Genomic DNA, 25,872 nt, shown 5'->3' on the forward strand with positions numbered 1-25,872 from the left:
TCCTTTCAGCGGCGGAATTCAGGCTGGCGCGGGCCGGTCAGCACCTGTGACGGGTTGCGGCGCAGCGTGGTGACCAATGCATCCATATTCTGCACAAGCGCGCGAATGTCACGCCCTGCCTGTCCAAATTGCGTCAAACCGTCGCCCAGAAAGGATTGCAGCGGTGCCTGCGCGCCGTCAACCATGCGGCGCAGGCTGGCAAACGCCCCCTCGGCGGAACTGGCGGCGTCGCGCAGCTGACCCGTGATCGCGGGAATATCGGCGCTGACCTGTTCAACGGCGGTGTTCAGCGTGGCCAGCGATTGCCGCAGATCGCCGATGACCGGGCCGATATCGGTGTTCAGCATCCGATCCGCCCCGTCAAAGGCGCGCGTGGCCGAAGTCAGCGCCGCATCGGTGCCGTCCAGCGTCTGCGCCAGCCGCGCGGTCAGCGTGGACAGATCGCCCTGAATCGACTGTGCCGCCGCATCCAGATTGCGCGTCAACGCCGCCAAATCCCCCGCGACATAGGTGTTCACGGTGTCCAAAACCTGCGTCCCGGATGCCAGCGTCTGATCCAAACCGCCCGCCGTTTCGGTGACCTTATCCAATGCGGCGGTCGCGCTGTTCAGGGTATCTTGCGCGGATGCCGACAATTCTTGCATCTGATCGCCAAAGCCCTGCATCCCCGCCGCGACGCTGGACACGGCGGCGGTCGCGTGGCTGACATCGGCCAGAGCCTGATCCATATTCGCGGTTGAATTTTCGACGTTTTGTAAGATCGCCTCGATCCGGCGCTGATTGTCGTCGCCCAGAATGTGCGACAGGCGGTCGCTGACCTCGACCAGACGTTCGATGATTTGCGGGGCGTCTTCGCCCAGTGCTTGCAGGGTGGACCGGGCGGCGGGGATCACCGGGATGCCGGATGTTTCCGCGCGCAACAAGGGCGCGGTCGGAGTGCCTGCGGTGATGGCGATGTTGGCCACGCCGGTCACGCCCTGCATTTCCAGCGTTGCCTGCGAATCCGTGCGGATGGGGGTGCCTTGCCGCACCTCGACCCGGACGCGGACGGTGCCGTCGCCCGATGGCGACAGGCCCATATCGACCACCTGCCCCACCGGCAGGCCCGCAAAGCGCACCCCCGACGCGACGCCAAGGCCCGACACTTCGGGGAAATGGATGTCGTAATATTCGAACTGGCGGTCAACCTCGAACCGGGCGAACCACATCAGAAATGCCAGTAACGCAACAAAGCCCGCGATGACAAAGCCGCCGATCAGCATATAATTTGCCCGTGTTTCCATACCCTTACCCCCGTCCCGGATTGGTCTGCGCCGCCCGTGCGCGGGGACCGTGGAAATAATCGCGCACCCAAGGGTGATCGACTGTCAGCATATCGGCCATCGTCCCGGTGACAAGAACCCGCCGTTCGGCCAGCACCGCGATACGATCACAACAGACGTGCAGCGTGTCCAGATCATGCGTGACCACAAAAACCGACAGGTTCAGCGCGTCGCGCAGCGCCACGATCAGCCGGTCGAAGGCATCCGCGCCGATCGGGTCCAGCCCCGCCGTGGGTTCGTCCAGAAACACGATTTCCGGGTCCAGTGCCAAAGCCCGCGCCAGCCCCGCGCGCTTGCGCATCCCGCCGGACAAATCCGACGGGTATTTCGCATTCGCGTTCCACGGCAGGCCCGCCATGCTGACCTTAAGCTGGGCCAAGGCTGCGCGGTCGCTGTCAGACAGGCCGGGGATGGCGCGCAGAGGAACCTCGACATTTTCCTGAACGGTCAGGGCGGAAAACAGCGCGCCGTCCTGAAACATCACGCCCCAGCGTTGTTCCAAAGCCGCGCGGTCGGGGCCGGTCGTGTTGTTCACATCGACGCCAAACACGCGGACCGTGCCGCCTTCGGGGCGTTTCAGACCAACAATGGTGCGCAGCAACACCGATTTGCCGGTCCCTGATCCGCCGACCACGCCCAGAATCTCACCCCGGCGCAGGTCCAGATCCAGACCTTCATGGATCACATTACGCCCGAATTGCGTGCGCAGACCCCTGATTTCGATGACGTTTTCGGTCATATCCCCACCAAGGCAAAAAAGATCGAAAACAGCGCATCCGCCATGATCACCGCGAAAATCGCCGCGACAACAGCGGATGAGGTCATGCGCCCCAGACTTTCGGTGTCTTTGCCAACCCGCATCCCGGCGTGACAGCCGATGACGCCGATCAGCAGGGCAAAGACCGGCGCCTTAACCAAGCCCACAATCGCGTGGTTCAGGTTCGTATCGACGACCAGCCGCGCGCGGAACATCGACGGCGACACGCCCAGTTCGACCCATGACATAATCGCGCCGCCGACCAGCCCGGACAGATTGGCGACCAGCCCCAGAATGGGCAGCGTGATGATTAACGCCAGCACGCGCGGCAAGATCAGCACCCGATCCGGGTCCAGCCCCAGCGTGCGCATGGCGTCGATTTCTTCGCGCATTTTCATCGCGCCGATGGATGCCGTCAGCGCCGATGCCGTGCGCCCCGCCACGATAATCGCGGTTAACAGGATGCCCAATTCGCGCAGCATGGATATGGCGATCAGGTCCACGACGAACACCTCGGCCCCGAATTGGCGCAGTTGTGTGGCCCCCTGAAAGGCCAGCACAATGCCGATCAGAAACCCCATCAGCGCGACAATCGGCACGGCCTTCAGCCCGGTTTCCTGCGCGTGATAGACCAGCGAGGTCAGGCGAAAATCGCGCGGATGCCGCAGGGCGCGCAGCAATGCGACGATAAAACGGCCCAGATATTCAACCAGTTGCGCCAGAATCTGCATCGCGCCCGCCGTGGCGCGCCCGATCTGTTCGACCGCCAGCCGCCACCCCGGTGCGCGCGCGGGTTCAGGGTCCGGCGTGGGGATGGCGTCGCGCACACGGTCCAGAAAATCGCGTTGATCGGGCGACAGGCCGGCCAGTTCGGCCCCTTGGGCGATCAGAAACCACGCCCCCGCCGTGTCCATGCGCGACACATCCGACACATCCAACACCCGCGCCCCCGCCACCTGCGGCGCAAGGCCCGCAATGCTGCGCACGGTCAGCGCGCCCGACAGATGCAGGGCATCCCCCCGGCGCGTCAGCGTCAGGGGGGCGGAGTCATCGGATGGCGGTGCGTGATCCAAAGGCGGCCTGTCACAACGGTTTCGTCATCCTAACCCATGACAGATTAAGATAAGATTAAAAACCACTTAGCCCCGCTGATCGTCCAGACGTTCGGCCAGAGCCTCGGCGCGGGCGGCCAGTTCGGCCATGGCCTCTTTCAGGTCCGCGGGGATCACCGGAACCTCGACCCGCTGGGGGTTGGTTTGCAGGCGGTTCAGGGCGCGTTCGGCCTTATCCGCGCGTTCTTCGAGCGCGGCGAAACGGTCGGCCAGCATCAGCCCAGCCAAGAGCAACAGGCGCGGTTCGGGAACGCGCCCCGCCTGCGACAGAATTTGCTGCGCTTCGTCGTTCAGAATGGCGGCGGCGCGTTGCAGCAGACGTTCTTCGCCATCGGCGGCACCGACGCGATATTCTTTGTGTCCGATGGTGAATTCGACTTCGGCCATGGCTTACGCGCCCCCCTGTTCGTTGTGCGAATGTTCCGCAACCGGCGCGCGTTGATCGCCCAACAACCGTTCCAGTTCCACCATAATGTCCCCCATCCGCGACATCTCCGCCGCGCGCGCGGCGCGCAACGCATTGATTTCGGCCTGCATCGCCGCGCGAACATCGTCGTCGCTGGCCGAACCCTGCGCATCTGTCAGGTCGCGATTGGCGGTCATCAGGTCTTCGTTAGCAGAGGACAGTTGAGCGGCCAGTTCGACAGCCTCGGCCAGACGGGCGCGCAAATCGCCGTCATCAGTCGCCTGCATATCGGCCAGCATCGCGGCCATGCGGTTGTTTTCAGCCTCGGCCATGTCCAGTTGGCGGGTCAATTGTTCGACCACCTGCGGATCGGCGCCGGTGGTGGGATGCGGTTGCGGTGCCTGTTCCAGCAGTTGGTCGATGCGGTCAAGCGCGGCCGACAGGCGGCGTTCACTGGCGAAAATATCGGTCATTCCAATTCCCTGATCGGTTCATCGCAAAGATTGCACCCCTGCGCGCCCATGACAAGCACACAGAAAAACGGGCGGGGATGCCCCGCCCGTTTTTGTTTATATCAGTTCGCGGCGTTCGGCCATCAAGCCTTTGACTACCGCAAAGCCCGCGCCCAGCAGGACAAAGGTAAACGGCAACCCGGTGGATACGGCCATGGCCTGCAACCCAGCCAGACCGCCGCCGACCAACAGGGCAATGGCGACCGCGCCTTCGATGCTGACCCAGAAAATGCGCTGCGGGATGGGGGCGTTCACCTTGCCCCCGGCGGCGATGGTGTCGATGACCAGAGACCCCGAATCGGACGAGGTGATAAAGAACACCACCACCAACACGATGCCCACAACGCTGGTGATCGTGGCCAGCGGCAATTGCGACAGCATTTCAAACAGCTTCAGTTCCAGTGCCGCATCAACCACGCCCGTGAACCCGGCGGCGGTTTGCGCAATCGCGGTGCCGCCCATGGCCGTCATCCACATCACGCAGACCAGCGACGGCACAATCAGCACGGCGACCAGGAACTGACGCACGGTGCGGCCTCGCGACACGCGGGCAATGAACATACCGACAAAGGGCGACCAACTGATCCACCACGCCCAATAAAACGCGGTCCAGCCCTGACGGAAATTGTCGTCATCGCGGCCAAACGGATTCGACAGCGGCACGATTTCGCGCGCATAGGCCCCCAGATTGCCCAAGAACCCGCCCAGAATCGCCAGCGTCGGCCCCATGATGATGACGAACAGCAACAGCAGAACGGCCAGAGCCATATTCGCTTCGGACAGGATTTTGACGCCTTTTTCAACGCCGGTCACAACCGAAATGCCCGCGATAATCGTGATCACAACGATCAGCACGATGCGCGTGGTGTTGCCGTCACCGATTCCGAACAGATAGGACAGCCCCGCCGTCGCCTGCTCTGCTCCAAAGCCCAGCGAGGTGGCCAAGCCAAAGATCGTCGCCAGCACTGCCATGATGTCGATGACATGGCCCGGCCAGCCCCAAATCCGTTCGCCAAAGATCGGGTAAAACACCGAACGCAGCGTCAGCGGCAGACCTTTGTTATAGGAAAACAACGCCAAGGCCAGTGCGACCACCGCATAAATCGCCCATGGATGCAGGCCCCAGTGATAAATCGTCGCGGCCATGGCCAGACGTTCCGCCGCCTGCGGATCACCGGCAGCACCGCCCAGCGGCGCCCAATCGCTGCGCAGGCCATCCGCGCCCGTCACCACGCCGCCGATGGCGGTTTCATAATGGCTTAATGGTTCGCTGACGCCGTAAAACATCAGCCCGATGCCCATACCGGCGGCAAACAGCATCGAAAACCAACTGATCAGGCTGAAATCTGGGCTTGCCTCGGGTCCGCCCAAACGCACCGACCCCAGCGGCGACACAATCAGCGCCAAACACAGGATCAGCAACGCATTGCCGGACAACAGGAAAAACCAGTCAAGATTGCTGGTCAGGCCGTCGCGGATGCTGGCAAACAGCGGCTCGGACTGCCCCGGAAACATCAGCGTGATGACCGTGAACAGCACGATCCCCACAGCGGAAATCCCGAAAACCGGGTTGTGAATATCATAGGGGACGGGGCCGGCGGTGCCTTCGATATTGTCCTGACCGACGCTGTAATCGGTGTCGATAATCTCGGTCGGGCCTTCGGGTTCGGGCAGAGCCTCGACCGCTTCGGAAATGTCGGTTTGATCCGCGCCCTGCGGCGCGGTTGGTTCATGTTGTGTCATTCTGTCCCTTTGGTTTCGTTCGGATCAGGTCGGATCGGGCCACGCCATACGCAGCCGCCAAGGCGCAAAACCTGCGCGCGACGGGTAAAGAATGTTAAACCCTGCGTGATGGTTCCCCTTATCGCGGATGACGTAGCGGAACCCACCGGCAAAAGCGTGGCTTTCCAAGGGGACGCGCCGCGCCTATAACCGCGCCACCAACTGCCCGAGGTTCCCATGCGCCAAGCCACCATCACCCGCGCCACTGCCGAAACCCAGATCGAGGTCACGCTGAACCTTGACGGCACCGGCGTTTATGACAACCAGACCGGCGTGGGTTTCTTCGATCACATGCTGGATCAGTTGTCGCGTCATTCGCTGATTGACATGACCGTGCGCGCCACCGGCGATCTGCATATCGACGACCACCACACGGTCGAGGATACCGGCATCGCCATCGGTCAGGCTCTGACCCGCGCGCTGGGCGATAAAAAGGGCATCCGCCGTTACGGCTCCTGCCATCTGCCAATGGATGACACGCAGGTGCGCGCGGCACTGGATCTGTCGGGGCGGCCCTATCTGGTGTGGAATGTCGATTTTCCGACGCAGAAAATCGGCACCTTTGATACCGAACTGGTGCGCGAATTTTTTCAGGCGCTGTCCACGCATGGCGGCATCACGCTGCATATCGACCGGCTGCACGGGTTCAACAGCCACCACATCGCCGAAGCCGCGTTTAAGGCCGTGGCCCGCGCGCTGCGTGATGCCGTGGAACCCGACCCACGCAGCGACGCCCTGCCGTCCACGAAAGGCGCGCTGTGATGCAGGTCGCACTGATTGATTACGACAGCGGCAACCTTCATTCCGCTGAAAAGGCGTTGCAATTGATGGGCCGGGATGAGGGCGCGACCGTCATCGTCACCGCCGACCCCGAAGTGGCGGCGCGCGCGGATCGGATTGTTCTGCCGGGCGACGGTGCCTTTCCGGCCTGTCGCGCCGCTTTGGGTCAGGTCGATGGTATGGCCGAGGCGCTGCACGACGCCGTGCTGAACCGGGGCGTGCCGTTTCTGGGCATCTGCGTGGGGATGCAGATGCTGGCCACAACGGGCCATGAATATCGCGAAACGCCGGGGCTGGACTGGATCGGCGGGCAGGTGCGCGCCATCGACGCACCGGGGCGCAAGGTGCCGCATATGGGCTGGAACGATCTGGTCATCGACCACCCCCACCCGGTTCTGAACGGCATCACTTCGGGCGATCACGCCTATTTCGTTCACAGCTGGCAGTTCCAGGTGGATGACCCCGCGCATCGTCTGGCCTGGACCGAATATGGCGGGCCGGTGACGGCGGTGGTGGGGCGCGACAACATCATCGGCGCGCAGTTTCACCCCGAAAAATCACAGGCGGTCGGGCTGCGGCTGATTGGCAATTTTTTGCGTTGGAAGCCATGAGGAAAGGCCGGTTTGCGGCGGCGTGGGTTTTACAGCGTCGCTGCAGCGCCGCCAGACGATCTGGCTAACAACGCCCGTCCCGCCAGATTAAAGCAGGCCGGTAGCGGCAGTTGTGGGGAATGACACCATCTTCGGCCCCGCCCTCAGATTACGAAATATCACTACCGTTAGGGTTGCGGCAAATCGGGAACTTTCGTCGCCGGAAACCATAACCAAGGGCCTATTTGCGGCGGCGCGGCTTTCACGGCATCGCTGCAACGTGGCTAATAACGCCCGTCCCGCCCGATTAAGGCGGGCCAGTGGCAGCCGTCGCGAGGAATGGCACCTTCATCGGCCCCGCCAGTAGATGGCGAAATATCACTACCGGTAGGGTTTCGGCAAATCGGGAATTTTCATCGCCGGAAGCCGTAAGGGAAAGCGGATTTGCGGCGACCCGGTCGAGATGGTGACGCTCATGTCGAAACGCTCAACGCCCCCGCGGCCTTAGATCAGCCGGCCCATGAACCAATACCACCTTCCGACCGATTGGCCGCACGTACCAGATCGTCGCAGCCACCCATGGCGACACCGCGATCAACGCCGGTCCACCTTGACGCCGAACAGCAGCTTCCTTCGCAGCAACCCGCCGCGACAAAACACCGAATCAATAGATGCAAAACGCCGGGATCAGGGATGGATGACCGAAGAAAATCCCCCCTATGACGGGCATCTGGACGGTGTTCCCATCGACCGCCACGCCTTGCTTATCCCCCAACCTGCTAATCGCATTCCAAAACAACTCGACCGCTACATCCACAGGTCAATAGCAATTGCCCGAACCGCTCTCATATCTTCTGTGCATAAATATCCCGCAGGGGGTCTGGGGGATGCGACATCCCCCAGCGGTGACATCACACACCAACGGCGCGGCTTTCATCCAGACAGCCTTAGCGCAAACGAGCTGCAACCCGTCCGACCTGCCCGTCCCACATCCGTGCATTTGGTGGAGCCAAGGGGCACGGCACCTTCGGCAATATTCTTATTATGATGTTGTAAATAAATCAAAACACCCAAGACTGCCGCTGCGGGAATTGCCGGATTTTGAACATGCGTCAACCCATGCATGGGCTGCGTATATTGATTCTATTGGATAAAAAGCGATTTCACGGAGGTGAGTTTGGTGGAGCCGAGGGGAATCGAACCCCTGGCCTCGTCATTGCGAACGACGCGCTCTACCAACTGAGCTACGGCCCCATATCGTTCGTTTTACGCATCGCGACAAAGCTGTCAAGATGACGGGCGCCCTGCCCCGTCATCTGATGTTATCACGCCATTTTCCGCAGATAGGTCCATGTCGGCACGCGGGCGTTGCGGGCGACGGACCAGCTTTCGGCGTCGCCCAGATAGACAAAGCCAGAATTGGTCAGCACGCGGGCGGAACCGGGATTGTCCTGAAACGCCTCGGCGAACAGGGTGCGGGACTGGTGCGGGTTGGCGGCGACCAATGCGGCCACAGCTTTGGTCGCGATGCCGGTGTTCCAGAACCCGGCCCCGACCCAGAACCCCAATTCCGATTGCGCGCCGTCAATCCGGGTCAGCGACACCACGCCCAACAATTCGGCCAGCTTATGCGCAGACCCGTCAATCGCCCAAACATCTTCGGCGCGATCCGCAGCCAGTGAGCGGGCCACAAAACTCTCTGACGCGCCGGGCGGCAACGGATGGGGAATCGCCCGCGTTCCTTGCGCCACGCGCTGATCGGCGGTGTAATGCGCAATCAGCCCCGCATCCGACGGACGCAGCGGGCGCAGAACAAAGCGTTCGGTTTCGATAACCGGCTGATCCAGCGTCAGCCCATCATGCAGATCGTCCAACGGTGTTCCCCCTCTCATGGGTGCTGAAATGACCATGATTCCCCCCGGAATTGGCAAGGGGACCGGCTTGCGCCGATCCCCTTTAACATCATTATGTTAACAGCGGGTTACTCGGCTGCGTCGAGGCTGGCGGGCACCACCGAAATAAAGGTGCGGCCTTTCAGACCTTTGCGGAAGTTGACGTGACCATCGGTCAGCGCGAACAGCGTGTGATCGCGGCCCATGCCGACATTGTCACCCGGCCACCATTTGGTGCCGCGCTGACGCACGATGATGTTCCCGGCAATCGCTTCCTGACCGCCAAACAGTTTCACGCCCAAACGGCGACCAGCAGAATCGCGACCGTTGCGCGAAGAACCGCCTGCTTTCTTATGTGCCATGCGTTATCTCCTCAGGCTTGGGTGGCTTATCAGGCCGTTTCGGTTTCAGCGGTGCGGGTGCGTGCGCCGACAGCGGCTTTGACGCCGGTTTTGTCTGCGCCCGTTTCCAGCACGTCCGTGACGCGCAGCAGGGTCAACTGCTGACGGTGGCCACGGGTCCGCTGCGAGCTGTGTTTACGGCGGCGTTTCACAAAGGTGATCACCTTATCCGCTTTGATCTGGTCGATCACTTCGGCCTGAACACATGCGCCGTCAACCAGCGGAGCGCCAAGGGTCGAACCGACCATCAGAATATCGTTGAACTGGACTTTGTCGCCAGCGACGGCGTTCAGCTTTTCCACGCGCAGGACATCGCCCGCCTGCACTTTGTATTGCTTGCCGCCCGTTTTCAGAACTGCGAACATCGCATTTTCCTTTGTCATCCGCGTTCTGTGGCCACATCTGTGTTTCTTGGGTTGCCCCGCCGTCGAACTGCGCATCCTTTTCGGATGTTATTGAAAATAATGACCGGCCAAGGGCGTTCACCCGGCCGGTTCATGCGCATATGGCAAATCAGCATCCCAAAGTCAAGCAATTCACGCCCGCGCCTTGGGTAAATTACGCTTTATCAGCCCGGCCGACGGTTTTCGCGGGGGCGGTTCTGGCCTAATCTGCGGTCAGACATATCGCCCAAAGGTCGCCTGATGCAACGTTTTTCCTGTCCCAATTGCGGGGCGCATCTGTATTTTCACAATCTGGCCTGCCTGTGTGGCTGCGAGGTGGCGTTTGACCCCGAAGCCGCGCAGATGCAGCCTTTGACCAGCCCTTGCGCGAATCGGGACGCGCTGCGCTGCAATTGGGCGGGGGATGGTGCGCTGTGCCGGTCTTGTGCGATGTCGCAGGTGGTGCCGGTGCTGCATGTCGGCGATAACGAAGAATTATTGGCCCGCGCTGAACGGGCAAAACGCTGGGTTCTGGCGAATCTGGCCCGGTGGAATTGGTTTACCGACGCCGATACGGGCCGCCGCCCGCATTTTCTGATGCTGTCCGAAGATACCGGCGGGCGCAGTCAGCAGATCATCATGGGCCATGCCGCCGGGGAAATCACCATCAACGTGACCGAGGCCGACGCTCTGATCCGCCTGCAACGTCAACAGGATCTGGGCGAACAATATCGGTCCATGGTCGGGCATTTCCGGCATGAACTGGCGCATTTCCTGTTCGACCGGCTGGCGGTTGCAGATGGGTTTCTGGATGACTTCCGCGCGGTTTTTGGCGATGAACGCGCCGATTATGGCGCGGCGTTGCAGCGTCATTATGCCGAACCGCGCGATCCGGGGGCGGCGTTTATTACCCCCTATGCCACGGCGCATCCGCATGAAGACTGGGCCGAAACCGTCGCGCATCTGCTGCATCTGGTTGATTTTACCGACAGTTTTGTCAGCGCGGGCCTGTCCATGGCGGGGGTGCCGGATGGTTACGACCCCTATACCGACGCGGACACGCCGCATCTGCTGCTGATCGCGTCCGAGGTCGCAATCGCCGTCAATGACATCAACCGGGCATTGGACAACAACGACCTGTATCCCTTTGTTCTGACGACAGAAATCCGGGCGAAAATTGCGTTCGCGCATGGTTGGCTGCGCGACCATATTCAGCGCGGCGGGTGATTAACCCGCCTTTTCCTCAAGCGTCAGCCATTCTTCTTCGGCGGCGTCCAAGGCAGCCTGACGTTCGGCCAAAGCCTCGGTCGCCTTTTGGAATTTGGCGGGGGCGGTTGCGAACAGGTTGGGATCGGACAGAAATTCGGTCAGCTTGGCCATTTCTGCCTCAAGCCGTTCGATGATGCCGGGCAGCGCCTCAAGCCGGTGCTTTTCGGTAAAGGACAGCCCCGATTTCGCGGGCTTGGCGCGTTCCGGCGCAGCTTTCGTGACCGGCGCGGGCGCGGCCTCCACGGGTGCGTCGGGCGCGCGTTGATCGCGGTAATCGGACCAGCCACCGGCATAGACGACGGCGCGGCCGTCCCCTTCCATGGCGACGGTCGTGTCGGCCACGCGGTCGATAAAGTCGCGGTCGTGGCTGACCAGCAGCACCGTGCCGTCATAATCGCCCAGCAAATCCTGCAACAGATCCAGCGTTTCGACGTCCAGATCGTTGGTCGGTTCGTCCATCACCAACAGGTTTGACGGCTTCGCCATCAGCCGCGCCAACAGCAACCGCGCCTTTTCCCCGCCCGACAGGCTGCGCACCGGCGCGCGGGCCTGCGCGTCGTCGAACAGAAAATCCTTTAGATAGGCAACGACGTGCTTCGGCTGGCCGCGGACCATGACCTGATCGGCGCGGCCCGATACGCGCATATCCGGGTCGCCGGTCAGCGATTCCCACAGCGTCTGATCCGGGTTCAGCGCCGCGCGCGCCTGATCGAACACCGCGATTTCCAGATTGGTGCCAAGACTGACCGTGCCGTCATCGGGCGCAATTTCGCCCGTCAGCATTTTAATCAGTGTGGTTTTCCCGGCACCGTTCGGCCCGACAAAGGCCACACGGTCTCCCCGCAAAATCCGCAGATCAAACGGGCGCAGAATGACACGATCCCCGAAACGCTTGGAAATGCCGGTCGCCTCGATCACCTTTTTGCCGGATGTCGGCCCGGAATCCAAAGCCATAGCCGCCGTTCCCTGCCGCCGGATTTGCCCCGCACGTTCGGCCCGCAGCGCCGCCAGAGCGCGGACACGGCCCTGATTGCGTTTGCGGCGCGCGCTGATGCCTTCGACGGCCCAGCGGGCTTCGGCTTTGATTTTGCGGTCTAATTTGTGGCGGGCGTCGTCTTCGGCGGCCCAAGTGGCTTCGCGCCAATCCTCGAACGCCTCGAACCCCTTTTCCTGACGCCGCACATCGCCGCGATCAATCCACAGGGTCGCGCGCGTCAGACGGCGCAAAAAGGCCCGGTCGTGGCTGATCAGCACAAAACCCGCGCGGGTCTGCGACAGGTGTTCCTCCAGCCAGCCAATCGCCTGAATATCCAGATGGTTGGTCGGTTCGTCCAGCAACATCAGTTCCGGCGCCTGCGCCAACAGCCGCGCCAAAGCAGCACGGCGGCGTTCGCCCCCCGACGCGGTATCAACCGGGCGGGCGGGGTCGAACTTCAACCCCTCGGCCGCCATATCGACGCGGTATCCTTCGCCATCGGGCAGGCCCGCACGGGCGAAATCGCCCAGCGTGGCAAAGCCCGACAGGTCAGGATCCTGTTCCATATAGCCGACCGACACCCCCGCCGACAAAACCACCTGCCCCCGATCGGGTTCGACCAGCCCGGCCATCACCTTCATCAGCGTGGATTTGCCGGACCCGTTACGCCCGACCAGTGCCACCCGATCACCGGGCTGCACCGTCAGCGACAGGTTATCAAACACAGGATCGCCGCCATAGGTCAGCGAAATATCGGTCAGTTGTAACAAAGGAGCGCGTGCCATGCCTGCGCCCTAACCCAGCACCCGGCGCGTGGTCAATGGGGTGGGTCAGGACGGCGCGCCGATTTGTTCTTGACTGTTATTATCAGGAATGACACAAGGGCGCCATAACCGACCAAAGGAGTCAACAATGCGCACAGTGATCATCGCCGCCCTGATGGGCGCCACCGCCCTGCCCGTCCTAGCGCAAGAGGTGAACGTCTATTCCCACCGTCAGCCCGCATTGATCGAACCGCTGTTCAACGCCTTTACCGCCGAAACCGGGATCAAGGTGAATTCGTCCTTTATCAATCAGGGCATGGTCGAACGTCTGACCGCCGAAGGATCGCGCACCCCCGCCGATCTGGTGCTGACCGTGGACATCGCGCGTCTGGGTCAGGTCAAAGATGCGGGCCTGTTGCAGCCGGTCGAGCTGGACGCGCTGAACGTGATCCCCACCGATCTGCGTGACGCCGAACATCAGTGGTTCGGTATCACCACCCGCGCCCGCATCGTCTATGCCAGCAAAGACCGCGTGGCCGATGGCGAGGTCACCACTTACGAAGATCTGGCCGACCCGAAATGGAAAGGTCGCATCTGTTCGCGCAGTTTCACCAATGATTACAACATCGCACTGGTCGCCGCCTATCTGGGCCATCACGGCCCCGAAGCCACCAAAACCTGGCTGGAAGGCGTCAAAGCCAATCTGGCCAAACGCCCCGAAGGCAATGACCGCGATCAGGTCAAATCCATCTGGGCCGGCGAATGTGACATCAGCATCGGCAACACCTATTACATGGGCGTGATGCTGAAAGACCCGGAACAAAAAGCATGGGCGGAATCCGTGCGCATCGTGTTCCCGACCTTTGAAAATGGCGGCGCGCATGTGAACGTGTCGGGCGTCGGTCTGACCGCTCATGCCCCGAACAAAGACAACGCGCTGAAGCTGATGGAATGGATGGTCAGCCCCGAGGCGCAGCGCATCTATGCCGAAACCAACAACGAATTCCCCGTTGTGGACGGCGTCGAGCGGTCGGAGCTGGTGGCAAGCTGGGGTGAGTTCACGCAGGACAATCTGGCCCTGTCGGATATCTCGGCGCTGCGTCCGCAGGCTCTGACGCTGATTGAACAGGTCAATATCGACGGGTGATTTCCGTTGGAGAGGCTGGGGGCTTTGCGCCCCCAGACCCCCGCAGGATATTTAGGCACAGAAGATAAGCGGGCGCGTTTTTTTGCGCCCGTTTTATTTTACGGCAGCGGCGCGCAACCAGCGGTTCGTTCTGTCCGATCAGAGTGCCGCGATGTCAGCCCGGGGGCGATTGACGGTTACGTCAAGCCGCCAGATATACCGAAATTGTCAAAAAAAACCTGACACATACGGGCGTTGCGATTGGCTGACATCGGCCGCCGCGATTTCGCGGATGATCGCTGTGAACCTTGCCAACTCACGCCCTTCGATTTGCTGGAGGGATGCGGCGACCGATTCCATCAAAGCCACAGCAAAATCGCTGTTTATCTGCGAGGCATCAGCCTTTTCCAGCTGATACAAGAGTTCGACCAGCGTTCGCGTCAATGCCTGTTCCAGTGAAACTGTCATTCTGGCACCACCCTCACGGTTATGTTGCGGCATTCTGATCGCGCGAAGGGCGGGCACCCGTTTTATTTTACGGCAGCGGCACGGCGTCCTTGCCGTCGCCTGTCTGATCATTCACCGCGTCGATCAGGGGTTGCGTGATGTCGATGCTTTCCAGCGACACAAAGATCGTGCGCCGGTCCAGCACCACAGCCGCACCCCGTGCCTGCATTATGTCCCCCATCACCGGCAGCGCCGCGCGGAAAAAGGCGGCGCGGTCGGCATCGGCCCATGCGTTCAGATCCTGCACCGCCTGCGCGCGTTGACGGCGAATATCGGTGGCGCGGCGGTCGAAATCTTCGGCCAGAATACGAAATTCAGCCGGGGGCAGCAGGGGGCGGCGGGCGGTCAGGTCGGCTTCTTCGGCCGAGAGTTCGCGCGTCAGGCGGTCGTTTTCGGCGGCGATGATCCGGCTTTGCGTTTCCAGTTGCGATTGCGCGCGGATGCCCCAGGCGGAATCCAGATACAGCATATCTTCGTCAACGGTCAGGATCAGGCTGTGACCGGCCGGCGCATCGCCGGGGATTGTGGCGTCCGGCAGGTCAGCCCCTTGCGCCCAAACACCATGCGGCAGGGACAACGCCCCCGCCGCACAGAATGTCAGAACCCGAACCAGCATCAGAACCGGGTCGACAGCGTCAGGTCGAAATTCTGCCCTTTGTCGTAATCTTCTTTGCGCACCGGACGCGAGAAGTTAAACCGCAGCGGGCCAATCGGCGTCGTCCAGAACACCGATGCCCCGACCGCCGCGCGCATTTTCATGCCGTCATCGACGATATGACCGCCCGTGCCGGTGCGATTGTCCAGCCCCCAGACCGACCCCATATCGGCGAACAGACCGCCGGTGATGCCGTATTCTTCGGGCAGGCCGATGGGGAATTGCGCTTCGGACCGGATGGCCCAGTAGTAATGCCCGCCGACCGCGTCCCGGTTCGCCGCGCCCAGATCGCGCGGGCCGATGCCGTTCGGGGCAAAGCCACGGACCTGCCCGGTTCCCCGGAAACGGTCAAGAATCCACGTGTTGTAACCGCCATAGGCGTGAACCGCGCCCAGATCCAATTCGCTGCGCAGCGTGATGTCTTCGTTCCAGGCATTGCTTTCGACGCCGGCATTCAGGGTCGAGGTGATGGTTTTCGTATCCCCCCCAAGACCCGCGAAATCCTGCGAGAAGCGGAACCGATAGGCCGTGTTCGGGTCCAGCCCCAGCCGGCGGCTGTCCCAGCTATAGCCATAGCCGATGGCCGATGACAGGCGCGTTCCTTCTTCGTCGCGCAGCAATTGCGAGCTGGTGCCGGGAACATCGGTCAGGCGGTTTTGCGCTGCGCGATAGCGCAGTTCCAGACGGCCCTGTTCCGAAATCGGAAACTCCAGCGACGGGGCCAGAACGATTGACCGGGTGTTGTAATCAGAATTCAGACCTTTGGTTTCGTTATACCCGGCCTCCAGCCCGAAGCGCAGATCACGGCCCAGAAACGCGGGTTCCGAGAAATTGAAATTCGCCGCGCGGTCGCCTTTGGCCGTGGACAGGTTCACCGACAGCGCCTGACCCCGACCCAGGAAGTTCGATTCCGACAGGCTGACATTGAAACCAACCCCGGAATTGACGCCATAGGACGCCCCGAATTGCAGCGCGCCGGTGGGCTGTTCTTCGACATTGACGCCGACGATCATCTGATCGGGCGCGCTGCCCTGACGGGTATCGACCTGCGCATCGGCGAAATAGCCCAAGGCCCGGATGCGTTCCGCCGCGTTGCGGATTTCGCGCGGGTTGAACGGGTCGCCTTCGACCGTGGTAAACTGACGGCGGATCACCTGATCCAGCGTCGTGGTGTTGCCTTCGATGTCGATACGTTCCACGAAAATGCGCTGACCACGGGTCAGGGCAAAGGTCAGGTCCAGCGTCTGCGTCTGCGGGTTGCGGGTGATGCGCGGTTCCACATTCACAAAGTTCAGGCCCTGCTGGATGGCGATCACCTCCATCCGGCGGATGCTGTTGTCGATGATGGCGGGGTTAAACACCTGCCCCGACCGCACCCGGTTTTGCGCCGCAAAGGCCGCCGCATCCACGCCCGGAATTTCGGAAATCGTGTCCACCCGGCCAAAGGTGTAACGCGGCCCTTCCTGAATGTTAAAGGTGATATAGAACGCATCGCGTTCGCGCGCGATTTCCGGCGCCACGCCCTGCACCCGGAAATCGGCGTAACCGCGCGAGCGGTAAAAATCGGTCAGCAGCCGTTCATCCAGCGGGATACGGTCCGGCGCAAAGGTATCACGGCGGATAAAGTTGCGCAGGATCCCCGCCTGTTTCGTGTCCAGCACATTGCGCAAACGGCGGTCGCTAAAGGCGCGGTTGCCGTTAAAGCTGATGCGTTCGATTTCGGTCAGATCGCCTTCGCGGATTTCAAAGACCAGATCGACGCGGTTATCGCTGCGGCGGATGATCCGGGGATCAACGCGCGCGGCCAGACGGCCTTCGGACGCGTAAAGCTGGGCAATGGTCTGCGCATCCTCGATCGCTTGGGACGGTTGGTAAACGCGGCGGGCCTGGCTGCGCACGACTTCGGACAGGCGGGCGTCGCGCAGGCGGCGGTTGCCTTCGAAATTGATGCGGTTGATGGTGGGGTATTCGCTGACGCGAACGATCAGCTGATTGCCCTGCGGGATCACCTGCACCGTTTCAAACAGCCCGCTGTTTTGCAGGCGCTGCAACCCGTCATTGATCTGACCGGCGCTGACATTCTGGCCGCGTGGCAGGTTCAGATGCGACAGGATGGTGGCGTTTTCGATCCGCTGGTTCCCCTCGATCCGCACATCGTTGAACACATAGGCCGCCGCAGGAACCGGCATGGTCACAACCGGAACCGTCACCGCCAAGGCCGTCATCAGCGCAACCGCGCCCTTACCGAATTTCTGTGTCATCGCTGCCCCCATTTGTCAGCCTGCGCCCGTTCGGGCCTTGCTTTTGTTTTTCCATTACCCGCGCAGGCGCGGCCTGTCAAAACCGCATCGCCATCACGGGCAGAAAAGATCGTTCGTCAGACCAAAAAGCATCAGCGACAGCACCGCCGCCATGCCAATCATGGTCAGCACATTCAGGATGCGGTCGGATGGCGGGCGGCCGGTCACGGCCTCAAAGGTGTAAAACATCAGATGCCCGCCGTCCAAAACCGGGATCGGCAACAGGTTCAAAAACCCAATCGCCGCCGACAAAACCGCAATCCACCACAGGAAATTCGCGCCGCCCGCACTGGCCGCCTGCCCGGTGCTTTCGGCAATCGAAATCGCGCCGCCCAGATTGCAGGTGTCGATCTGACCCGTGATCATCGCCCACAGCCCGGTCACGGAACTGGCGACAATCGCCCAGGTCTGACCCACGCCAATCGACAGCGATTCCACCAGACCCGCGCGGCGGGTGTCGGGTTCGAAATAACCGCCGCCCCCCGTGACGCCGATCATCCAGCGTTGTTCAAACCCACCACCGGCGGTCGGCACATCCGATTGACGCGGGCGCAGCGTGACCTGACGGTCGCCCTGCCCCGGACGCCACAGGTCCAGAGTCAGAGGCTCGCCCTGCGTCGTGCGGACGATCTGCGACAATTCGCTGAAACGCGCGACCGGGTCGCCATTGATCGCCGTGATCACATCGCCTGCGCGCATCCCCGCCGCCGCCGCCGCGCTGCGTGGGGCAATGCCGCTGATGCGCGCGGGTTCGGGGTCCGGCCCCCAGACCGTCAGCCGCCGCCCGTCGCGGTCCACCACCCATTCATGGCGCGGCGCGGGCGGCAGGGCATCCGACAGATTGCGCATATCGCGCCAGTTTTCAATACGTTGCCCGCCGACCGACAGCACCAGATCGCCGCGCTGCAACTGGTTTTCAACGCCCGGCGGCGCGTCCACGATGCGGCCCACCCGCACCTGATCCGACGGCAGCCCCTGCACCATCGCAAAGCCGCCAAAGATCACAATCGACAGGATAAAATTAAACACAGGCCCCGCCAGCAGCGTGGCAAAGCGCGCCCAGAGCGGCGCCCCGTGCAGGGTTTGGCGGCGCAAAGCGGGATCAACCGCGCGCCCCGGCCCGGCACTCGCGGCGTTGTCATCGCCCATGAACCGGACATAGCCGCCCAAAGGCACCGCCGCCACCTGCCACAGCGTCCCCCGCCGGTCGCGCCGCGACAGCAGGCGGGGACCAAAGCCGACCGAGAACACCTCGGCCCGGATGCCGGACCAGCGGCCCACGATGTAATGACCATATTCATGCACCGTCACAATGACCGCCAAGGCAGTGATGAATGACGCCAGCGTCCACAAGGTGCCAGCGGTGCCAAGAATCACATCCGTCATGCTGCGGCCTTTCGTCGGGCAAGCCCATCCCAATGTAAAACGGTTTCCAACGTGTCAGGGTCGGTGCCGAAGCCGGGTTCCGCCGACAGCGCGGTCAGCGCCATGTCCACGCGCGCGGCCATATCCGTGAACGCGATCCGACCGGCGATGAAATCGTCCAGAGCCTGTTCCTTGGCCGCGTTGAACACCGCACCCGATGCGCCGCCCGCCGCCATCACCTCACGCGCCAGACGCAAAGCGGGCCAACGGGTTTCGCAGGGCGCGCGAAAGGTCAGCTTGCCCAGTTCCGCCAGATCCAGCGGCGCGACCGGCAGTGCGGCGCGGCGTGGCCAATGCAGCGCGTAACCGATGGCGTGGCGCATATCCGGCGCGCCCAGATGCGCGATGCTGCCGCCGTCGATATGGTTCACCATGGCGTGAATGATGGATTCCGGGTGAACCAGAACCTTGATCTGATCGCAGGAAAGGCCGAAAAACTCCTTAGCCTCAATCACTTCCATGGCCTTGTTAAACATGGATGCGCTGTCGATCGTGATGCGCTGCCCCATGGCCCAGTTGGGATGAGTCGACGCCTCGGCCACAGTTGCGGCGGCCAGCCGTTCGATGGGCCAATCGCGAAACGCGCCGCCTGATGCGGTGATGGTCACATCGCGCACGGATTCCAAACTTTCGCCGCTAAGCGCCTGAAACAGCGCGGAATGTTCGGAATCGACCGGCAGGATCGTGGCCCCCGCCGCATCCGCGGTTCCCCGCAGCAACGACCCGGCGCACACCAAGGATTCCTTATTCGCCAAGGCCAGAACCGACCCCTGCGCCATAGCGGCCAGACCGGGGGCCAGCCCCGCCGCGCCAACAATCGCGGACAGCGCCCAATCGGCAGGACGGGCCGCAGCCTCGCACAGCGCCGCATCGCCCGCCGCCGCCTCAACCCCGCTGCCGGCCAAAGCGTCGCGCAGATCGCCCAGCAATTCGGGATGCGCGGTCACGGCGATTTCGACCCGCAGGTCGCGCGCCATCTGCGCCAGACGCGGGATGTTGCGCCCCCCCGTCAGGGCCACGACGTGAAACGCATCCGCCCCGCCCGCATGGCGGATCAGATCAACGCCATTCGCGCCCACCGAACCCGTCGCCCCAAAGATCGAAACCCGCCGCATCACATCTATCCCACATCCGGCAGCGTGGTGAACAGCCCGATCAGCATGGCCGCCAGAACCGCCCCCGTCACCGCGTCGAACCGATCCATGAAACCGCCATGACCGGGGATCAGGTTCGAACTGTCTTTGACCCCCGCGCGGCGTTTCAGCCCGCTTTCGGCGATGTCGCCCATCTGACCGGCAAAGGCGACCAGCGGTGACATCCAGATCAGAGCCGCGTGGCCATGGCCCAACGACCACATCACCACACCCAAAATCGCCGCTCCGACCCAGCCCGCGACCGTGCCGGACCAGGTTTTTTTCGGGCTAAGACTAGGCCAGAATTTTGGCCCGCCCATGACGCGGCCGACGAAATACCCCGCCGTGTCGGATATGATGACAATGCCCATCAGCCACAGCACAAAGGGCAGACCAAAGGCCGTGCGGAACCCCACCAGCCCGAAACCGGCCAGCATGATCGCCGCGCCAAAGATGACCAGACCGGCCCGGTCGCGCACCAAAAACGCGCCCACCAACAGCGGCAAGACCAGCATCAGCGGCCCGCCCACGGTCAGCGCCGCGACCTGCCCCGCAAAGGCCAGCCCAGCCAGCAACAGCGACCGCCGCGCATCCGCGCCGGTCATCATCGCCAATTCCCAAAACGTCACCGCCGAAATCACGGCCATGCCCAGCACCAGCCAGATGCCCTGTGCGGTCGCCAGCAGCACCCCGATGCCCAGCAAAACCACGGTCGAGGCCACGCGGCGCGACAGATCGCCCCACTTACCCGGCTGTGCCGCCCCCGTCATACGCCGCCAAAACGCCGTTCACGCAGGCCGAAACGGTCCAGAATGGCGGCCAGATGGTCGGGCGAAAAATCGGGCCAATGCGTCGGCGTGAATTCATATTCGGCATAGGCCGCCTGCCACGGCAGGAAATTCGAGGTCCGCGTTTCCCCCGATGTGCGGATCACCAGATCGGGGTCGGGATGGTCTGCGGTGTCCAGACAGGCGGTAAAATCCGCCTCGGTCGGGGTGGCCACCTCGCCCGCAGCGATTTTTGAGGCCAGACGCGAGCTGGCGCGCAGCAATTCATCACGCCCGCCATAATTGATGGCGACCGTCAGATTCAGGCGGGTGTTGCCTGCGGTCCGCGCCTCGATCGAGGCCATCAGATCCTGCAATTTCTTATCCAGCCGGTCACGCCCGCCGATAAAGCGCATCCGCACGCCCTGTTCGGACATGCCTTTTGCCTCGCGTTCGATATAGCGGCGAAAGATTTTCATCAGACCAAGGACTTCTTCGGTCGAGCGTTTCCAGTTTTCGGTGGAAAACGCGTAAACCGTCAGCCAGTCCACGCCCAAATCCGGGCAGGCGCGGACGATCTGTTTCACACGCTCCGCGCCGCGACGATGGCCGACCAGACGCGGCCAGCCGCGTTCCTTGGCCCAGCGGCCGTTGCCGTCCATGATGATGGCAACGTGGCGGGGGCGTTCCCGGCCTGATACATTCGCGGCGGCGGTCAGCGCGGACATCAGGGGTTAAACCTGCATGATTTCGGCTTGTTTCCCTTCAAGCGCCTGATCGACCTGCCCGATCATTTTGTCGGTCAGGGACTGCACTTCGGTTTCCCAGAATTTCTGGTCATCTTCGGGCATACCGTTGGCCTTGCCCTTTTTGACCTGATCCATACCGTCGCGGCGCACGTTGCGGATGGCAACGCGGGCATGTTCGGCATATTGGGCGGCAACCTTGGTCAGTTCGCGGCGGCGTTCTTCGTTCAGTTCGGGAATGGGCAGCATGATGATGGTGCCGTTCGTCTGCGGGTTGATGCCCAGCCCGGATTCGCGAATGGCCTTTTCGACCTTACCGACCATGGCTTTGTCCCAGACGTTCACCGTGACCATGCGCGGTTCGGGGACGTTGACGGTGCCAACCTGATTGATCGGCGTCATCTGACCATAGGCATCCACCTGAATCGGATCCACCATCGAGGCCGAGGCCCGGCCCGTCCGCAGACTGGAAAATTCGTGGCGCAGACTTTCCATTGCGCCCTTCATCCGGCGTTCCAGATCGTCGATGTCGATTGTGATGTCATCTGACATAGCAGCCTGCCTTCGTCTTGAATTTTTTACGCTTGTAACCGCAACTTTGCGTGTTGCAAAGGCTTGGCCGGTCAGTTTGGCGGATGATCGCGGTTTTCCTGCGCACTTAATCGGTTCTCAATCGCGGTTAACCGGGCCAGCACCTCATCGCGATAAGCGACAGTGGCCTGATTTTCTTCGGATTGATGGGCTTCTTGCAGGGAATTGACGATCAGGCCGATGACCAGATTCATGACCGTAAACGTTGTGATTAACACAAACGGGATGAAAAACAGCCACGCCCACGGGTAAACCTCCATCACGGGGCGGACGGTTCCGGTGGACCAACTGTCCAGCGTCATCATCTGAAACAGAGAATAGGCCGAAGCGCCCATATTCCCGAACCAATCCGGGAACGCCGCGCCGAACAGCTTCGTCGCCATCACGGCAAAGATGTAAAAAATAATCCCCATCAACAGGAACACCGACGCCATGCCGGGTAGCGCGGCCAGAAAGCCTTCGACCACGCGGCGCAGGCGGGGGGTGACCGACACAATCCGCAACAGCCGCAAAATCCGCAGCGCGCGCAGCACCGACAGCCCCTGTGTCGCGGGCAACAGCGCAATGCCGATGACCACGAAATCAAACACATTCCAGCCATTGCGGAAAAAACGAGGACCACGGGCGATCAGTTTCGCCGCAATTTCCACGACAAAGATCGTCAGACAGATCGCATCCAGCGTCAAAATCAGCAGCCCGACCGCCGCCATGACGCGGGGCGATGTTTCCAGCCCCAGAATCACCGCGTTGAACAGAATCACCCCGGTGATGATGGCCTGCGCGCGCGGGCTGTGAACCGCGGCGTCGATACGGTCGCGCAGGCCCATAGCGTCAGTTATGCACGCGGGTATAGGTGCCTTTGCCTTCCAGAATCGTGCGGAACCCGCCCGGTTCATCCAGCGAAAACACGATGATCGGCAAACGGTTGTCGCGCGCCAGGGCAATGGCCGATGCGTCCATCACGCCCAGATGTTTCTGCAACACTTCGTCATAGCTGACATCGCCATAGCGTTTGGCATCGGCGTGCTTCACCGGGTCTTTGTCATAGACGCCGTCCACCTTGGTGCCTTTGAAGATCGCTTCGCAGTTCATTTCGCTGGCGCGTAGCGTCGCCGCCGTGTCGGTCGTGAAATAGGGGTTGCCGGTGCCGGCGGCGAAAATGATGATGCGTTTCTTTTCCAGATGGCGGATGGCGCGGCGGCGGATATAGGGTTCACACACCTCATCCATGCGGATCGCGGAAATCACGCGGCAATGCAGGCCCTTGGCCTCAAGCGCGGATTGCATGGCAAGCGCGTTCATCACCGTGGCCAGCATCCCCATGTAATCGGCGGTCGTGCGTTCCATCCCCTGCGCGCTGCCCTGCAAGCCGCGAAAGATGTTGCCGCCGCCGATGACCATACACACCTCGACCCCCATTTTCTGGACCGATTCGACCTCATCGGCGATGCGGGACACGGTGGGCGGATGCAGGCCAAACCCCTGCGGCCCCATCAGCGCCTCGCCCGAGATTTTCAACATGACCCGTTTGTATTGGGTCGGTGCGTTTGTTTCGTCGCTCATCCCGGTCTCCTGTGTCGTGGTGCTTTTCTTGGGCTGTTAAATGTCGCAAAAGAGCCGCGAAATCAACTGTGCGGATGGGGTTATGCCGGATCGTTTTCTGGATCACATCGACGCGGGGCGGCATCTGCTGATCGCAGGACCAACGGCCAGCGGGAAATCATCGCTGGCCTTGGCGGTCGCGCAGGCGCAAGGCGGGCTGATCGTGAACGCCGATGCGTTGCAGGTGTGGTCCTGCTGGCGGGTGCTGACCGCGCGCCCATCGGTGGCGGACGAAGCGGCGGCGCCCCACGCCCTCTATGGTCACGTCGCGCCGGGGGCGTCCTATTCCGTGGGCGATTGGCTGCGTCAGGTCGCGGCCCTGACCGGGCAGAGGCTGATTATCGCAGGCGGCACGGGGCTGTATCTGACGGCGTTAACGCGCGGCTTGGCCGAGATTCCCGCAACCCCGCCCGAAATCCGCGCGGCAGGCGATGCGATGCTGGCCGGGGGCGGTCTGGCCGCGATGCTGGCCGAACTGGACGCACCGACCCGCGACCGCATCGACACGCAAAACCCCGCCCGCGTGCAACGCGCGTGGGAGGTGTGGCAGACCACCGGGCGCGGCCTTTCCGATTGGCAGGCCGACACCCCGCCCCCGCTGATCGGCCCCGCCGACAGTCAGCGCATCGTCCTGACCAGCGACCGCGACTGGCTGGCCGACCGCATCGCCCAGCGTTTCCACGCGATGATGGCGGACGATGCCCTGGCCGAGGCCCGCGCCATGCTGCCCCATTGGGACCCATCCCAACAATGGGCGCGGGCCATCGGCGCGCCGGAACTGATCGCCCATCTGCGCGGCGAAACGACGCTGGAACAGGCCACCGAACGGGCCATCATCGCCACGCGCCAATATGCGAAATCACAACGCATCTGGTTTCGGGGCCGAATGCGCGACTGGACGCCGTGGCAGGTCGGGCCAAATGGTGTTGCGCCGCCGCATAACGGATAAAATTTGATAAGACTTTTCGGTGTGTTCCGGTTGATTTCTGAGGCCGTAAGGCAATAATCCGCTTATAACGCAGTAATAAGTGTAATGTGATATGGCCGCCTTTGAACGGGACAACTGGAACGCCGGATTCCCCTTCAGCGCCGCAAAGCTGGGGGCGCCGACGCCTGCCGGCATGGCCGATCCGGCGCTGCCCTTGCCCGGCGATGAACAGGCCAGTGTGCCGAAACCCCAACCGCTGCTGCTGCGTAACCCACTGCCCACACGCCGGATTGCCCCGCGCGCCGACCGCCTGCGCCTCTTGCCGTTGCAGGCCTTTGTCTGGGGCAGCGCCGCCAACCCGCCGCGCCCACGGACACGCCCGGAACATACGCTGATCTGGGTGACGCAGGGGCGCATCCGGCTGGACCTGCCGCGGTCGGGTCAGATGCTGAATGCGGGCGATCTGCGGTTTCTGCCCGCCGGCACCGCCTTTGCCGCGATGCCGCGAACTGACACGATGGGTCATGTGCTGCTGCTGCCGCCCAGCCTGACGCGCGCGACAACTCCGCTCCTGCCCGACCGGCTGCTGGACGCGACCGTCACCGACGCCGCCGCCTTGCACAGCAATATCCGCGAACTGGCGGGCCAAAGCGACCCCGACACCCGCGCCTGCCTGCTGAACCTGCTGGCGCTGCGCCTGTCGCGGCTGACACCCGCGCGCCCTGCCGACTCAGGCAGCGCGATCTGGACCGCAAACCGCCCGCTGGTGGATCGCTTTCTGGAACTGGCGCGGATGCATATCGGCCAGTGCCGCACGATTGCCGATATGGCACAGGAATTGGGCGCAACCTCGGCCATGCTGGATCACGCCTGTATCGCGGCACGGGGACGGCGGGCGATTGACCTGATGAACGACCTGCGGCTGGAACGCGCGGCGGAACTCTTGCGCCACACCCCCCTGACGCCCGCGCGCATCGCCGCCAATCTGGGCTATACCAGCCACGCGCATTTCACCCGCGCCTTTGTCGCCGCCACCGGCCGCACGCCCGAGGTGTTTCGCAACCAAATCAACGGCAAACGCGGGTAAACGCACCTATCTTCTGTGCTTAAATATCCTTGGGGGGTCTGGGGGGCAACGCGCCCCCA

Annotated in this window: 26 protein-coding genes and 1 tRNA gene; 6 read left to right on the forward strand and 21 right to left on the reverse strand. The window is 62.4% G+C overall.

Annotation, left to right across the window (positions count from 1 at the left end; genetic code table 11):
* Positions 1-5: 5 nt before the first annotated feature.
* The 6 genes from Q4G20_RS02745 to Q4G20_RS02770 form a co-directional block, all read right to left on the reverse strand.
* Positions 6-1,283 (reverse strand): MlaD family protein, encoded by a 1,278-nt coding sequence (locus Q4G20_RS02745; protein WP_303341800.1) that lies wholly within the window; start codon positions 1,281-1,283, stop codon positions 6-8.
* Positions 1,284-1,287: 4 nt separating this feature from the next.
* Entirely contained in the window at positions 1,288-2,061 is a 774-nt protein-coding gene (locus tag Q4G20_RS02750) for an ABC transporter ATP-binding protein (protein ID WP_303341801.1), read from the reverse strand.
* Entirely contained in the window at positions 2,058-3,071 is a 1,014-nt protein-coding gene (locus Q4G20_RS02755; protein WP_303341903.1) for an ABC transporter permease, read from the reverse strand. The genes Q4G20_RS02750 and Q4G20_RS02755 overlap by 4 nt, the downstream gene beginning before the upstream one ends.
* A gap of 147 nt (positions 3,072-3,218) precedes the next feature.
* Positions 3,219-3,578: a cell division protein ZapA gene (locus Q4G20_RS02760; protein ID WP_303341802.1), complete on the reverse strand. Its 360-nt coding sequence runs from the start codon at positions 3,576-3,578 to the stop codon at positions 3,219-3,221.
* 3 nt (positions 3,579-3,581) lie between these two features.
* Positions 3,582-4,070, reverse strand: a complete 489-nt coding sequence (locus tag Q4G20_RS02765; protein ID WP_303341803.1) for a hypothetical protein — start codon at positions 4,068-4,070, stop codon at positions 3,582-3,584.
* A 96-nt stretch (positions 4,071-4,166) separates the two neighbouring features.
* On the reverse strand, positions 4,167-5,852 hold the full coding sequence (locus tag Q4G20_RS02770) for a BCCT family transporter (protein ID WP_303341804.1): 1,686 nt from the start codon (positions 5,850-5,852) through the stop codon (positions 4,167-4,169).
* A 216-nt stretch (positions 5,853-6,068) separates the two neighbouring features.
* Here Q4G20_RS02770 and hisB point away from each other — a divergent pair, with 216 nt between their 5' ends.
* Together hisB and hisH are read left to right on the forward strand one after the other, a co-directional pair.
* Positions 6,069-6,653, forward strand: a complete 585-nt coding sequence (gene hisB, locus Q4G20_RS02775) for an imidazoleglycerol-phosphate dehydratase HisB (protein WP_303341805.1) — start codon at positions 6,069-6,071, stop codon at positions 6,651-6,653.
* Positions 6,653-7,282, forward strand: a complete 630-nt coding sequence (gene hisH / locus Q4G20_RS02780; protein WP_303341806.1) for an imidazole glycerol phosphate synthase subunit HisH — start codon at positions 6,653-6,655, stop codon at positions 7,280-7,282. The genes hisB and hisH overlap by 1 nt, the downstream gene beginning before the upstream one ends.
* A gap of 1,157 nt (positions 7,283-8,439) precedes the next feature.
* Here the strand turns inward: hisH and Q4G20_RS02785 are convergent.
* The 4 genes from Q4G20_RS02785 to rplU form a co-directional block, all read right to left on the reverse strand.
* A tRNA-Ala gene (locus Q4G20_RS02785) sits at positions 8,440-8,515 on the reverse strand.
* A gap of 71 nt (positions 8,516-8,586) precedes the next feature.
* Entirely contained in the window at positions 8,587-9,126 is a 540-nt protein-coding gene (locus Q4G20_RS02790) for a GNAT family N-acetyltransferase (protein WP_303341904.1), read from the reverse strand.
* 116 nt (positions 9,127-9,242) lie between these two features.
* Complete coding sequence (gene rpmA / locus Q4G20_RS02795; protein ID WP_303341807.1) at positions 9,243-9,515, reverse strand: 50S ribosomal protein L27; 273 nt, start codon at positions 9,513-9,515, stop codon at positions 9,243-9,245.
* A gap of 29 nt (positions 9,516-9,544) precedes the next feature.
* Positions 9,545-9,919, reverse strand: coding sequence for a 50S ribosomal protein L21 (gene rplU / locus Q4G20_RS02800; protein WP_303341809.1), 375 nt, complete (start codon positions 9,917-9,919; stop codon positions 9,545-9,547).
* Between the two features lie 279 nt (positions 9,920-10,198).
* On the opposite strand from rplU, the gene Q4G20_RS02805 reads away from it, so the two are divergent.
* Positions 10,199-11,164 (forward strand): putative zinc-binding metallopeptidase, encoded by a 966-nt coding sequence (locus Q4G20_RS02805; RefSeq protein ID WP_303341810.1) that lies wholly within the window; start codon positions 10,199-10,201, stop codon positions 11,162-11,164.
* Here Q4G20_RS02805 and Q4G20_RS02810 read toward each other — a convergent pair whose 3' ends face one another.
* Positions 11,165-12,967, reverse strand: a complete 1,803-nt coding sequence (locus Q4G20_RS02810; RefSeq protein ID WP_303341811.1) for an ABC-F family ATP-binding cassette domain-containing protein — start codon at positions 12,965-12,967, stop codon at positions 11,165-11,167.
* 127 nt (positions 12,968-13,094) lie between these two features.
* Here Q4G20_RS02810 and Q4G20_RS02815 point away from each other — a divergent pair, with 127 nt between their 5' ends.
* The gene (locus Q4G20_RS02815; protein ID WP_303341812.1) at positions 13,095-14,093 is read left to right on the forward strand and encodes a Fe(3+) ABC transporter substrate-binding protein; all 999 of its coding nucleotides are present in this window, start codon (positions 13,095-13,097) and stop codon (positions 14,091-14,093) included.
* A 207-nt stretch (positions 14,094-14,300) separates the two neighbouring features.
* Here the strand turns inward: Q4G20_RS02815 and Q4G20_RS02820 are convergent, their stop codons facing one another.
* The 10 genes from Q4G20_RS02820 to pyrH all read right to left on the reverse strand — a co-directional run bounded on the left by Q4G20_RS02820 (position 14,301) and on the right by pyrH (position 23,759).
* On the reverse strand, positions 14,301-14,573 hold the full coding sequence (locus Q4G20_RS02820; protein WP_303341813.1) for a hypothetical protein: 273 nt from the start codon (positions 14,571-14,573) through the stop codon (positions 14,301-14,303).
* Between the two features lie 34 nt (positions 14,574-14,607).
* Positions 14,608-15,195 (reverse strand): OmpH family outer membrane protein, encoded by a 588-nt coding sequence (locus Q4G20_RS02825; RefSeq protein ID WP_303341814.1) that lies wholly within the window; start codon positions 15,193-15,195, stop codon positions 14,608-14,610.
* On the reverse strand, positions 15,195-17,495 hold the full coding sequence (bamA, locus tag Q4G20_RS02830; RefSeq protein ID WP_303341816.1) for an outer membrane protein assembly factor BamA: 2,301 nt from the start codon (positions 17,493-17,495) through the stop codon (positions 15,195-15,197). The genes Q4G20_RS02825 and bamA overlap by 1 nt, the downstream gene beginning before the upstream one ends.
* A 93-nt stretch (positions 17,496-17,588) precedes the next feature.
* On the reverse strand, positions 17,589-18,920 hold the full coding sequence (gene rseP / locus Q4G20_RS02835; RefSeq protein WP_303341817.1) for an RIP metalloprotease RseP: 1,332 nt from the start codon (positions 18,918-18,920) through the stop codon (positions 17,589-17,591).
* Positions 18,917-20,074, reverse strand: coding sequence for a 1-deoxy-D-xylulose-5-phosphate reductoisomerase (gene dxr / locus Q4G20_RS02840; protein ID WP_303341818.1), 1,158 nt, complete (start codon positions 20,072-20,074; stop codon positions 18,917-18,919). The genes rseP and dxr overlap by 4 nt, the downstream gene beginning before the upstream one ends.
* A 5-nt stretch (positions 20,075-20,079) precedes the next feature.
* The gene (locus Q4G20_RS02845; RefSeq protein ID WP_303341819.1) at positions 20,080-20,862 is read right to left on the reverse strand and encodes a phosphatidate cytidylyltransferase; all 783 of its coding nucleotides are present in this window, start codon (positions 20,860-20,862) and stop codon (positions 20,080-20,082) included.
* A complete protein-coding gene (uppS, locus tag Q4G20_RS02850) occupies positions 20,859-21,587 on the reverse strand; it encodes a polyprenyl diphosphate synthase (protein ID WP_303341820.1) in 729 nt (242 codons plus the stop codon). The genes Q4G20_RS02845 and uppS overlap by 4 nt, the downstream gene beginning before the upstream one ends.
* 6 nt (positions 21,588-21,593) lie before the next feature.
* On the reverse strand, positions 21,594-22,157 hold the full coding sequence (gene frr / locus Q4G20_RS02855) for a ribosome recycling factor (RefSeq protein ID WP_303341821.1): 564 nt from the start codon (positions 22,155-22,157) through the stop codon (positions 21,594-21,596).
* A gap of 71 nt (positions 22,158-22,228) precedes the next feature.
* Positions 22,229-23,023: an ion transporter gene (locus Q4G20_RS02860; protein WP_303341822.1), complete on the reverse strand. Its 795-nt coding sequence runs from the start codon at positions 23,021-23,023 to the stop codon at positions 22,229-22,231.
* 4 nt (positions 23,024-23,027) lie between these two features.
* A complete protein-coding gene (gene pyrH / locus Q4G20_RS02865; protein WP_303341823.1) occupies positions 23,028-23,759 on the reverse strand; it encodes a UMP kinase in 732 nt (243 codons plus the stop codon).
* 82 nt (positions 23,760-23,841) lie between these two features.
* Between pyrH and miaA the strand changes: the two genes are divergently transcribed.
* The gene (miaA, locus tag Q4G20_RS02870; protein WP_303341824.1) at positions 23,842-24,747 is read left to right on the forward strand and encodes a tRNA (adenosine(37)-N6)-dimethylallyltransferase MiaA; all 906 of its coding nucleotides are present in this window, start codon (positions 23,842-23,844) and stop codon (positions 24,745-24,747) included.
* Between the two features lie 91 nt (positions 24,748-24,838).
* Complete coding sequence (locus tag Q4G20_RS02875; RefSeq protein ID WP_303341825.1) at positions 24,839-25,813, forward strand: AraC family transcriptional regulator; 975 nt, start codon at positions 24,839-24,841, stop codon at positions 25,811-25,813.
* Positions 25,814-25,872: the final 59 nt, after the last annotated feature.

The organism is Paracoccus sp. (in: a-proteobacteria), assembly GCF_030538495.1.
Lineage (GTDB): Bacteria > Pseudomonadota > Alphaproteobacteria > Rhodobacterales > Rhodobacteraceae > Paracoccus.

Coding starts and splice junctions, on each gene's coding strand:
- frr (WP_303341821.1), bottom strand. CDS start 22,157: ATGTCAGATGACATCACAATCGACATCGACGATCTGGAACGCCGGATG.
- Q4G20_RS02875 (WP_303341825.1), top strand. CDS start 24,839: ATGGCCGCCTTTGAACGGGACAACTGGAACGCCGGATTCCCCTTCAGC.
- Q4G20_RS02760 (WP_303341802.1), bottom strand. CDS start 3,578: ATGGCCGAAGTCGAATTCACCATCGGACACAAAGAATATCGCGTCGGT.
- rseP (WP_303341817.1), bottom strand. CDS start 18,920: ATGACGGATGTGATTCTTGGCACCGCTGGCACCTTGTGGACGCTGGCG.
- Q4G20_RS02770 (WP_303341804.1), bottom strand. CDS start 5,852: ATGACACAACATGAACCAACCGCGCCGCAGGGCGCGGATCAAACCGAC.
- Q4G20_RS02765 (WP_303341803.1), bottom strand. CDS start 4,070: ATGACCGATATTTTCGCCAGTGAACGCCGCCTGTCGGCCGCGCTTGAC.
- hisB (WP_303341805.1), top strand. CDS start 6,069: ATGCGCCAAGCCACCATCACCCGCGCCACTGCCGAAACCCAGATCGAG.
- Q4G20_RS02860 (WP_303341822.1), bottom strand. CDS start 23,023: ATGGGCCTGCGCGACCGTATCGACGCCGCGGTTCACAGCCCGCGCGCG.
- miaA (WP_303341824.1), top strand. CDS start 23,842: ATGCCGGATCGTTTTCTGGATCACATCGACGCGGGGCGGCATCTGCTG.
- Q4G20_RS02815 (WP_303341812.1), top strand. CDS start 13,095: ATGCGCACAGTGATCATCGCCGCCCTGATGGGCGCCACCGCCCTGCCC.
- Q4G20_RS02825 (WP_303341814.1), bottom strand. CDS start 15,195: ATGCTGGTTCGGGTTCTGACATTCTGTGCGGCGGGGGCGTTGTCCCTG.
- Q4G20_RS02805 (WP_303341810.1), top strand. CDS start 10,199: ATGCAACGTTTTTCCTGTCCCAATTGCGGGGCGCATCTGTATTTTCAC.
- pyrH (WP_303341823.1), bottom strand. CDS start 23,759: ATGAGCGACGAAACAAACGCACCGACCCAATACAAACGGGTCATGTTG.
- Q4G20_RS02845 (WP_303341819.1), bottom strand. CDS start 20,862: ATGACGGGGGCGGCACAGCCGGGTAAGTGGGGCGATCTGTCGCGCCGC.
- dxr (WP_303341818.1), bottom strand. CDS start 20,074: ATGCGGCGGGTTTCGATCTTTGGGGCGACGGGTTCGGTGGGCGCGAAT.
- Q4G20_RS02810 (WP_303341811.1), bottom strand. CDS start 12,967: ATGGCACGCGCTCCTTTGTTACAACTGACCGATATTTCGCTGACCTAT.
- uppS (WP_303341820.1), bottom strand. CDS start 21,587: ATGTCCGCGCTGACCGCCGCCGCGAATGTATCAGGCCGGGAACGCCCC.
- bamA (WP_303341816.1), bottom strand. CDS start 17,495: ATGACACAGAAATTCGGTAAGGGCGCGGTTGCGCTGATGACGGCCTTG.
- Q4G20_RS02820 (WP_303341813.1), bottom strand. CDS start 14,573: ATGCCGCAACATAACCGTGAGGGTGGTGCCAGAATGACAGTTTCACTG.
- rplU (WP_303341809.1), bottom strand. CDS start 9,919: ATGTTCGCAGTTCTGAAAACGGGCGGCAAGCAATACAAAGTGCAGGCG.
- Q4G20_RS02750 (WP_303341801.1), bottom strand. CDS start 2,061: ATGACCGAAAACGTCATCGAAATCAGGGGTCTGCGCACGCAATTCGGG.
- Q4G20_RS02745 (WP_303341800.1), bottom strand. CDS start 1,283: ATGGAAACACGGGCAAATTATATGCTGATCGGCGGCTTTGTCATCGCG.
- hisH (WP_303341806.1), top strand. CDS start 6,653: ATGCAGGTCGCACTGATTGATTACGACAGCGGCAACCTTCATTCCGCT.
- rpmA (WP_303341807.1), bottom strand. CDS start 9,515: ATGGCACATAAGAAAGCAGGCGGTTCTTCGCGCAACGGTCGCGATTCT.